The organism is Aminobacter aganoensis (assembly GCF_014206975.1).
Taxonomy (GTDB): Bacteria; Pseudomonadota; Alphaproteobacteria; order Rhizobiales; family Rhizobiaceae; genus Aminobacter; species Aminobacter aganoensis.
The window spans coordinates 67,196-77,289 of record NZ_JACHOU010000022.1 but is presented as its reverse complement, the minus strand read 5'-3'; the positions used below and the strand labels follow the sequence as shown (position 1 = coordinate 77,289).

The following is a 10,094-nucleotide window of genomic DNA, read 5'->3' as shown; positions in this document are numbered from 1 at the left end:
TTATCGAATTAACTGCCCATTCGCAAATTAAGTGCTGGCGTAAGCATCTGAAATCATTGAAGCATGATTCTCATCATTAAGTGCCGAGCGACACCAACGAAGCCGAGCGCCTTCTCGCCGGGACCGGCTGGCTGCCGGAGCCGTTGCGTATGTTCGATAACGCGATGAGCGACCATGTGCAGCCAGCGTCGCTAGACGAGGGCGATGTCGACCTTCCGGCCTTCCTGGTTGAACAGGGCGAGGATACCGAGGCGACAGGACCCGAAGATGGCCTTTCGGCTGAATTGATCGCAGCCGAATAGCACTTTGACGCGGGGCGGCTCGGCGTGCTCGACGCAATACTTTCGACGCCTGTATCGCCGGCCTTGTTCGGCAGTCCTGTTCCGGAGCGCCCCGTCTTCACGCGGGGCGCTTTTTTCATGCCAGCTCTTGAGAGTGAGGGGTCGCCTGAACGAAGTGAGTCCAGGCCGTTCGAGAGAGAGCGTCGGTTGGGCTTGTCCGTTCCCGCTCTCCTGAGGATCTCCCCATGACCTTCCTGTTGCCCGTGGCCGCACCGGCCGCGCCCGTTGTCCGTGTGCCCGCTGTCCTGTCTGCGGCCCAGAACTTGCTGGGCTACCTCGAGCGCGGGGAGCGTATCGACAGGCATCTTCTTCGCACCGCGATGGCGACGGCGTTCGGCGCCTCCGATTCTTCCGGTGCGTGGGATTGGAAGTCTGCCTATGAGGCCTGCGAGGTCGCCACAGTCCTATTCCTCCGTAGATACGGACGTGCGCTTTTCCTTAAATCCAGATCTCCGGCCGGGCAACTTGCCACCCTTTCGAAAATCGCCGGGCTCCTCCCGACCCACACCCGCCGCTCGGAGGAGAGCCAGGCGCTCCAGCAATTCTCGACGCCGATTCCACTCGGCCTTGCCGCGGTCACGGCTGCGGGCATCGTACCGGGCGACGTCGTGCTGGAACCTTCAGCTGGCACTGGCCTGCTCGCCATTCTGGCGTCGACGGCCGGCGGTTCGCTGATCCTCAACGAATTGGCCGACGCCCGCGCCGAGCTGCTCTCTTCTCTCTTCCCGGCCGTCACCGTCATGCGCTTCGACGCCGCGCAGATTGACGATTACCTCGATCGCGCCGCCGCTCCCTCTGTCGTACTTATGAACCCGCCGTTCTCGGCCATGGCCAATGTCTCCGGCCGCGTCGCCGATGCCGGGTTCCGTCACATTTCCTCGGCCTTGAATAGGCTCGCGCCCGGTGGCCGTCTCGTGGCCATCACCGGTGCAAATGTCGCGCCAGACCAGCCGGATTGGCGCGATGCATTCGTGCGCCTGCAAGAGCGCGGCAGCGTCGTCTTTTCCACCTCCATCGCCGGTTCAATCTACGCCAAGCACGGCACGACGTTTCCCACCAGGTTGACCGTCATCGACAAGACACCCGCTGCTGACCCGACCCTGCTACCGGCATCGGTCGGCTCCGCCCCCGACGTAGCTGCACTGCTCGCCTGGATCGAGCAGCATGTTCCGCCACGTCTGCCAGTCACGCTCCCAGCGTCTTCCGCCATGCGCGTTGCCACGACGTCGAAGACGGTGCGTGGCTATCTCGCGCGGTCAGCCGTCGCGCACCCGGCTCCCGTTATCGATCTAGGCGGTATCGAACTCAGCTACGAGACCGTGGACTGGACGCCAAGCGAGGGCACGCACATGACCGATGCGCTCTATGAGGAATACGGATTGCAGTCGATCCGTATTCCCGGTGCCCAGGCGCACCCGACCAAACTTGTCCAGTCTGCCGCCATGGCGAGCATCGCGCCGCCGAGGCCGAACTACCGGCCCACCCTGCCGGCGAACATCCTCAGCCTGCTGTCCGATGCTCAACTCGAGACGGTGATATATGCCGGCGAGGCGCACAGCGACTATCTCGCCGGGTCATGGACGGTCGATGAGACATTCGATGTCGTGAAAGCCGCGCCCGACGATGCGGCCGACGCCGTTCGCTTCCGCCGCGGCTTCATGCTTGGCGACGGGACCGGAGCCGGAAAAGGCCGTCAGTCGGCTGGCATCATCCTGGATAATTGGCTCCAGGGCCGACGCAAGGCCGTCTGGATCAGCAAGTCCGACAAGCTGATCGAGGACGCCCAACGCGATTGGTCCGCGCTCAGTATGGAGCGCCTGTTGGTTACGCCGCTTTCGCGCTTCCCACAGGGCAAGCCAATTGCGCTATCGGAAGGCGTCCTATTTGCAACCTATGCCACGCTGCGCACCGACGAACGGGGCGCGAAGATTTCGCGCGTCCGGCAGATCGTCGAATGGTTGGGCTCCGACTTCGACGGAGTGATCATTTTCGACGAAAGCCACGCGATGCAGAACGCCGGCGGCGCCAAGGGAGAACGCGGCGATTTCGCCCCCTCGCTTCAAGGCCGTGCCGGCCTCCGGCTTCAGCACGCCTTGCCGAATGCCCGCGTCGTCTATGTTTCCGCAACCGGCGCTACCACAGTCCATAATCTCGCCTATGCCCAGCGCCTTGGCCTCTGGGGAGGCGACGACTTCCCCTTCGCCACGCGCGCGGAATTCGTGGAGGCGATTGAGGATGGCGGCGTCGCGGCGATGGAAGTGCTGGCGCGTGATCTGCGTTCGCTCGGACTCTACACAGCCCGCTCGCTCTCCTATGACGGCGTGGAATACGAGCTGGTGGAGCATCAACTCACCGACCAGCAGCGCCGCATCTACGACGCCTATGCCGGCGCATTTGCCATCATCCACAATCATCTCGACGCGGCGATGGAGGCCGCCAATATCACCGGCTCGACCGGGACGTTGAACCGGCAGGCGAAATCCGCCGCCCGCTCGGCATTCGAGTCTGCGAAACAGCGCTTCTTCGGGCATTTGCTGACGTCGATGAAGACGCCGACCCTGATCGGCTCGATCGAGCACGATCTGGAGGCTGGCCATGCCGCGGTGGTGCAGATCGTGTCGACAGGCGAAGCCCTAATGGAACGACGCCTGGCCGAGATCCCGACCGACGAATGGAACGACCTGCGTGTGGATATCACGCCGCGGGAATACGTTCTCGACTATCTCGCCCATTCCTTCCCGGTGCAGCTCTATGAGCCCTTCACCGACGGTGAGGGTAACCTGTCGTCTCGTCCGGTTTATCGTGATGGCCAACCGGTTCAGAGCCGCGAAGCCGTCACGCGCCGCGATGAGCTGATCGAACGCCTCGCATCGCTTCCGCCCGTGCCGGGCGCTCTCGACCAGATCGTCCAGCGCTTGGGCACCGACATTGTGGCAGAGGTGACGGGCCGCTCGCGGCGGATTGTCCGTAAGGGCGACCGTTTGGCGGTGGAGAACCGTGCACCGTCCTCGAACCTAACTGAGACCGCCGCCTTCATGGATGATCTGAAAAGTGTGCTCGTATTCAGCGATGCCGGCGGCACCGGCCGCAGTTACCATGCGGAGCTGTCGGTGAAAAATCAGCGGCTGCGCGTGCATTACCTACTCGAACCGGGCTGGAAGGCCGATGCGGCGATCCAGGGGCTCGGCCGCACCAATCGGACGAACCAGGCACAACCGCCGCTCTTCCGCCCGATCGCAACCGACGTAAAAGCGGAAAAGCGCTTCCTGAGCACGATCGCGCGTAGGCTCGATACGCTCGGCGCGATCACCCGCGGCCAACGACAGACCGGCGGACAGGGCCTGTTCCGACCCGAGGACAATCTGGAATCCTGCTACGCCCGCGACGCGCTACGTCAGCTCTATCTTCTGATCGTGCGCGGCAAGATCGAGGGCTGTTCGCTCCACCGCTTCGAGTCCTCCACCGGCCTGAAGCTGATGGACGACAACGGCATCAAGGACGAACTGCCGCCGATCACCACCTTCCTCAACCGGCTGCTTGCACTTACCATCGAGCTGCAGGGCATCCTTTTCACTGCCTTCGAACAACTGCTCGATGCGAAGGTGACGGGCGCGATCACCAGCGGCCTCTATGACGTCGGCCTCGAAACCCTAACGGCGGAAAGCTTTGTCGTCACCGATCGCACCAACATCTACACCCACCCGGCATCGGGCGCGGAAACCCGGCTGCTGACAATCACACAGAGGACTCGCAATCGTCCGCTGTCGCTGGACGACGCGCTCAGCTGGCTTGGCGATCGCGGCGCGATGCTGCTCATCAACGAGCGTTCGGGGCGAGCTGCCGTGCAGATCCCCGCGCCATCTCTCATGCTGGACGATGGTGAGATCGAGCGACGCATCCGGCTGATCCGGCCGATGGAACATCACCACGCTTCGTTGAAGTCGATGGCGGAAAGCCATTGGCAGGAGGCCGATCGCGGCACGTTCACAGCGGCATGGTCTCGCGAACTCGACGACGTTCCTACCTTCAGCGAAAGCACGATCCACATCGTCGCTGGATTGCTGCTGCCGGTATGGAAGCGCCTGCCGAACGAGTCGACCCGCGTCTATCGGCTTCAGACTGATGATGGCGAGCGCATCATTGGTCGCCGCGTCTCTCCGGCCTGGGCAGCAAACACCGCGTCGAAGGGCGCCACCGACGTACCGGCTGATGCTGCATATGCAGCCCTCATCGACGGGCGGATGATTCTCGACCTTGCGGAGGGGCTGCAGCTTCGCCGCGTCCGTGTCATGGGCGCGAACCGTATCGAGCTTTCCGGCTTCACTGAAACTATGCGCGAGCGCCTTCGCGCCTATGGCTTGTTCACCGAGATCATCTCCTGGTCGCTGCGGTTCTTCGTGCCGATCGACGGCACGGGATTGACGGTGCTCGGCAAGCTGCTCAACACATATCCTGTGGTCCGCATCGGCGAGCGAGAGGTTGCGTGATGGCCCGCCGCGACGCTTTCGACCTCGCATCTCGTCTCGGCCAACAGGCCGAGGCGGTATGCAAACGCTATCTCGGCGCCGGCCGACGACAGGGCAACTATTGGCAAGTCGGCGACGTTCGCAACACGCCCGGCCGATCTATGTTCGTGCGCCTGAAGAACACCGCCAAAGGCCCTGCTGGTAAATGGACCGACGCCGCGACCGGCGAGTACGGCGATCTGCTCGACGTGATCCGTAAATCGCTGGGCCTCATCGACTTCGCCGACGTCGCAGAAGAGGCCCGTCTGTTTCTCAGCATGCCACCGCCCGACCCCGAGCGGGGGCCGAAACAGCAAGGTAGCACGCCTACACTATCGGGGTCCGCCGACGCAGCACGCCGACTGGTCGCCATGTGTCAGCCAATCGGCGGCACGCTCGTAGAAGCGTATTTGCGCGGTCGTGGGATCACGGGATTGCACGGATGCGGGCACCTGCACTTCCATTCCTATTGCTACTATCGACCGGACGAGCACAGCCCGACTGAGACCTGGCCAGCGATGGTCGCGGCCGTCACCGATCTTTCCTACAGGATCGCCGGTGCGCATCGGACCTGGCTCGCCCCAGATGGTTCCGGCAAGGCGCCGATCGACATCCAGCGCAAGGCGATGGGCAATCTTCTCGGGAACGCGGTCCGCTTCGGACCATCCGGCGAGGTGCTGGCAGCCGGTGAAGGCATCGAAAGCGTGCTGTCGGCTCGCGAAGCCATGCCCAACATGTCTGCGGTGGCGGCACTTTCTGCGGCTCACCTGGCGGCCATCCAATTCCCCGACGCGCTGCGTCGGCTCTATGTCGTGCGCGACAAAGATCGTGCCGGGGACGGCGCGCGAAACTCGCTTATCGAGCGAGCAAACGCGGTCGGCATCGAGGCGATTGCCCTGTCACCCATGCTCGGGGACTTCAACGAGGATCTTCGCACATTCGGCCGTGACGCGCTGATGGCGCATGTCCGCTCGCAGCTCGCACCGAAGGACGTCGCCCGCTTCATGCTCCTGGCGGCCTAGATCGGTGGCTGGGGCGGGGTTGGGTTGCCAACATGGCCCGCGCTCTTGCACGAGCTTTGGAGAGGACCGCGCCTCGGCCTTCAAGAGGGCGATCGGCCCACAAACGGTTCGGACAGGCAATGCCTGCGGCCGACTATTTTCCGGCGGCCCGCGTTCACCCCACGCGGCAGTGCCGCGTAGGCCCCCGAACTCGCGCCTTTCCATCGCGATGCAAAATAGTCGGCCTTTGGCATCCTGCGCGTTCGCTGCGGCCCGGCGTCAGCCGGGTGCAAGGTCCGCTCCGCCCGTGGGCTTCGGCGCCATGAAGGCCGCGACGGTCGCGGTCCAGCCAAGGGGCAAACAATGCGCGAGCAAGGCGACTACGAACCACACCACGAATCTTCACCCACGGATCACGTCCTCAATGAGCTCCAACTCCACGGCTACCGCCCCTTAACCGACGAGCCCGACCAACGACTCTTGCCAGACGGTAATCAGGTCGCGGGTGCTGTCGCCGACATCTTCGACGCCCTTATCTCGACCCTGGCCGATACACGTCTCGAACCCGACCTCGATGATCTCCTCTGGTCGACCGTCAACGTCTTTCACCGTACCACCCAACGGATCGCCCGCGAACTCGACGACAACGAGCAGGCGCAAAAGCGGTCGCAGCGGCAGCAGGACGGCAGCGAGGTGAAGTCGGTCGAACTTGAGCGCCAGGTCGCCGAGGGGATGACGCTCGTGGAGCGGCAGGGCGCATTTGAGCTGATGCGCGACCAGGCCGCCGAGCACTACGAACGCCAGATTGGCAAGTGTTGGCTCCCCCGCAGCGGGTCAATGGTCAATCACCGCCACCTGACCTCGGCTATGATCGACAGCCGCGATTTCCTCATGGCCAGGAAACGAGCCGAGCAGGAAGTGCTTATCCCTCCGGGCCCGAAGATCATTGTCACCGGCGGACCGGACTTCGGTGATCACCGGCAAATCTGGGCCAAGCTCGATCAGGTGCATGAAAAGCATCCTGATATGGTGCTGGTTCACGGCAAGTCGCCGAAGGGCGCCGAAAAGATCGCCTCGCTGTGGGCAAAGAACCGCAGCGTGCCGCAGATCGGTTTCGCCCCAGACTGGAGCAAACATGGCCGGGCTGCCCCCTTCAAGCGCAACGACGAGATGCTGGAAATCGTGCCGAGGGGCGTGATGCATTTTCCTGGCACCGGTATCAACGACAACCTCGCCGACAAGGCAAAGAAGCTCGGCATCCCGGTCTGGAGGTTCGGCGGCGCGTAAGCGCCGCCGAGTTCCTGGGACAAGTGGCCTCAAGCCAAGCCGATTGATGTTGTCTAATTCCAGAACCTGAAGTCCTGCACACGGCATGGCCGCGAAGGGGCACTGCGTGATGACGCCGGGATCGATTGGCGAAGTTGCCTGCTTAGCCCAATGGCAAGGCGAAGGTACTTTCCGCAGAAGGGAAGGCGTGCACGGTTTTTGGCTCGTTGATGGGTCTGACTTGCCATGCTCGGATTGACTGTGGTGCCGGAAGGTACCGTTGCCAGATACAATCGGGTCTCTGTTGCTGAGTGACTTCTGCGTCGGATTCTGCCCGGGACCCCGCGTCAATTCTTGACCAAGTCGCAATCGCACTGGTGTTCGCGGCACCAGCAGCCGTTGTCGACACTACGCCAACCCAGGACTTCGCCAAGCATATGAGGCCTTCGGATGTATGGCCGATCTCATGTTCGATCTTCGGCTTGGTCGCAGTCGGCGTCGATGCCTCGTCCGGATCACGGGAGCGACGGTCGGCGGCCAATCTGGCGGAACGTTGCATAGGCACGAGCGCTGCACCACAAGTGCGGTAAACCAGAGACCATGGCGGTCAAACAGGCGTTGAATACCTTGGCATAGAACGGCGGTGCGCTGCAGCGTCGTGTCCGCCCACCCACGGCAACCCTCGCTGGTGCTGAGCGCCAACGGGACCGTCTTGCGCATCAACAAACCAGCGACCGACTGTGCGGTTTCACAAGCGTCTGGCGCGGGGTACTAACATCGTGGGCATGAAATGGGGTAGGGCGCGACGGGGAACGCGTTGTGGCCGATTCAAGCGAGAATAGTCGCCGGCGTCTCCACCTGTCATCCGTTCAGCGAGCGCTCCAACGGCCTCTTCAATGGGCTGATCTGCCCGAAGGACGTCTGACGCCTCGACCGCCTATGCCGCAACAGCGAGTCTCGACCTTCTTCCCCTGCCGGCCAGGGCCGTCATTCCTCGCGAGACAAGAAACTCGATCCTACGCTGTCCTCCGCCTTGCTTCGGTCGCAGGCGATGCGTCGTCGGTCGCCTTCGGCCAACCGATCGCCATCGAGGCCGCATGGTGCGATCTCGGGAACGGAAATCGGAGACTTACAATGGCGACCATCGGCACCTTCAAGAAGATCGGCAACAACGAGTTCACCGGCGACATCGCTACGCTCAGCGTCCAGGCCAAGAACGTCCGCATCATCCCTGACCAGCGCGCCACTGGCGAGAACGCTCCCAGCCACCGTGTCATGATCGGCCGCGCCGAAATCGGTGCCGCCTGGGCCAAGACCTCGAATGAGGGCCGCAACTATCTGGGCCTCAAGCTCGACGATCCAAGCTTCAACGCTCCGATCTACGCCAATCTCTTCGACGACGAAGAAGGCGACACCTTCTCGCTCATTTGGTCCCGCCCGAACGGTCGGCGCGGCGACTGAGCCTCAGCCAAGGGCCCCGGCCGGATCGGCCGGGGCCCTTGGCTGTGAACTGTGAAGCCTCGATCACATCGACGCGGCCCTGCAATAAAACGAGGGCTGCAGGGCGCCTGTTAGTCTTGATTCCGGGAAGTCATGCACAGACGCGCCCAATGCCACTGCAAAGTCCATTACGATACCGGCCACGAGGATCCTAAAGGTCCTCTTGGTTTCGACAACAATGCGTATCGCAGACGAGAGCTCACGGCCAACGTGGACTTCAGCTACATGGGCTTCTGATGGGCAGCCAAAGGCCGTTGCCTTCGAGGAGTCGCAAGGCTGCACCCACCGCAGGTGAGCGCATTCGGCAAATGCTCAAACGTTGGGTTCCGGTCCGATCCATTATTGTCGATAGCGGGAACACCGCGATACCGCAGCAGGCATATCTTGCCGAGACGATTGGCACGTCTTTCTTGAACGGCTGCTAGCCCCATTTATGCCTGGCTACCGGCGCCATGGACCCGTCCCCGGGAGCGTTTGTCGTGAGGATCGTCGGCATTGGAGTTGCAGCCGCTTGGCGAAGTTGGCCGAATGCGTTTGCTGGCCTGGGACGAGCTTGAGACAGCGGTGTGCGGGCTCGTCCGGAGAGATCGATGTATTGCGGCCCCATGGAGTTCGCAACCCAAAGCCGCTCTTGTGATGGCAACCTTGATCCAGCCCCGGATCTTCCTCGATCAACCCGTGAAGGGTCCGCTAGCGAAGCTGCGGCCGCTTGACGTCGTCTGCGCGGTGATCGCGCCCGTGGCCGGCTCATTGAGGAGCCATCGAGCGGGATTGGCCCGCTCCCAGATGGAGCCCTCAGATGTCACACGATCTCGAACTCGCCCAGAAGCACGCCTGGAACCTCGCCCGTACCCTGATGACGACCGTCATCCTCTTCCAGTCCGACAACGAGTATGGCGTCCTGCCGGCCGACGAAATCGAAGACGCCGAGGTCACGGCCCTCTACGAATACGACCCCCACCTGGGGGCCAGCGCGGTTCAGTGAACCGCTCGTTGCCAATCGCAACCCGAAGCGCTCCAGGTCGAGCGCTTCGGTGCTTTTGGCTTTTCCTGCTTGCGCAGGTCTGCAAATCAGACCCCGCTGGAGACAGCGGGTGCCTTATTCTTGTGGGCGTTCCACTAGAACGCCGATCAGGCGTTCAACGTGTCCTTGATGGCCTTGGCCGGCACGAAAGTCAGTTTCTTGGACGCTGCAATTTTGATCGTGGCCCCATTTGCGGGATTGCGGCCCTCGCGTGCCGACATTTCTTTCACCTTGAATTTGCCGAAGCCGGGAATGCTGGTTTCCGAGCCGCCCTTTGCAGCATTGGTGATATGCTTGAACACGCCTTCGACAAGCGATTTGGCCTGAGCCTTGCTCAGGTTGTGGTCTGCCGCGATCTTGTCTGCAATCTCATTGGTGGTCGTCATCGCCGAATACCTCCTGTTTGGTGACCGCATTTGTATGGCAACGAAACATCGCTCCGGGTAGGGGATGCCAC

Annotated in this window: 7 protein-coding genes; 6 read left to right on the top strand and 1 reads right to left on the bottom strand. The window is 62.5% G+C overall.

The window, feature by feature from the left end; translation table 11 throughout:
* The first annotated feature begins 80 nt into the window (after positions 1-80).
* From GGR00_RS25255 to GGR00_RS25230, 6 genes are all read left to right on the top strand, one after another.
* Positions 81-302, top strand: a complete 222-nt coding sequence (locus GGR00_RS25255) for a hypothetical protein (protein ID WP_184702069.1) — start codon at positions 81-83, stop codon at positions 300-302.
* Positions 303-526: 224 nt separating this feature from the next.
* On the top strand, positions 527-4,828 hold the full coding sequence (locus GGR00_RS25250; RefSeq protein ID WP_184702061.1) for a strawberry notch-like NTP hydrolase domain-containing protein: 4,302 nt from the start codon (positions 527-529) through the stop codon (positions 4,826-4,828).
* Positions 4,828-5,868: a DUF7146 domain-containing protein gene (locus GGR00_RS25245; RefSeq protein WP_184702059.1), complete on the top strand. Its 1,041-nt coding sequence runs from the start codon at positions 4,828-4,830 to the stop codon at positions 5,866-5,868. The genes GGR00_RS25250 and GGR00_RS25245 overlap by 1 nt, the downstream gene beginning before the upstream one ends.
* 342 nt (positions 5,869-6,210) lie before the next feature.
* Entirely contained in the window at positions 6,211-7,134 is a 924-nt protein-coding gene (locus GGR00_RS25240) for a DUF2493 domain-containing protein (protein WP_184702057.1), read from the top strand.
* Positions 7,135-8,247: 1,113 nt separating this feature from the next.
* Positions 8,248-8,574: a DUF736 domain-containing protein gene (locus GGR00_RS25235; RefSeq protein ID WP_184702055.1), complete on the top strand. Its 327-nt coding sequence runs from the start codon at positions 8,248-8,250 to the stop codon at positions 8,572-8,574.
* An 838-nt stretch (positions 8,575-9,412) separates the two neighbouring features.
* Complete coding sequence (locus GGR00_RS25230; protein WP_055975686.1) at positions 9,413-9,598, top strand: hypothetical protein; 186 nt, start codon at positions 9,413-9,415, stop codon at positions 9,596-9,598.
* Positions 9,599-9,744: 146 nt separating this feature from the next.
* On the opposite strand, the gene GGR00_RS25225 is transcribed toward GGR00_RS25230, so the two are convergent.
* Positions 9,745-10,023: an HU family DNA-binding protein gene (locus GGR00_RS25225; RefSeq protein WP_055975688.1), complete on the bottom strand. Its 279-nt coding sequence runs from the start codon at positions 10,021-10,023 to the stop codon at positions 9,745-9,747.
* Positions 10,024-10,094: the final 71 nt, after the last annotated feature.

Excerpts from the sequence above, each read along its gene's own strand:
- GGR00_RS25250 (WP_184702061.1), top strand. The coding sequence starts at position 527 with ATGACCTTCCTGTTGCCCGTGGCCGCACCGGCCGCGCCCGTTGTCCGT.
- GGR00_RS25245 (WP_184702059.1), top strand. The coding sequence starts at position 4,828 with ATGGCCCGCCGCGACGCTTTCGACCTCGCATCTCGTCTCGGCCAACAG.
- GGR00_RS25240 (WP_184702057.1), top strand. The coding sequence starts at position 6,211 with ATGCGCGAGCAAGGCGACTACGAACCACACCACGAATCTTCACCCACG.
- GGR00_RS25235 (WP_184702055.1), top strand. The coding sequence starts at position 8,248 with ATGGCGACCATCGGCACCTTCAAGAAGATCGGCAACAACGAGTTCACC.
- GGR00_RS25230 (WP_055975686.1), top strand. The coding sequence starts at position 9,413 with ATGTCACACGATCTCGAACTCGCCCAGAAGCACGCCTGGAACCTCGCC.
- GGR00_RS25225 (WP_055975688.1), bottom strand. The coding sequence starts at position 10,023 with ATGACGACCACCAATGAGATTGCAGACAAGATCGCGGCAGACCACAAC.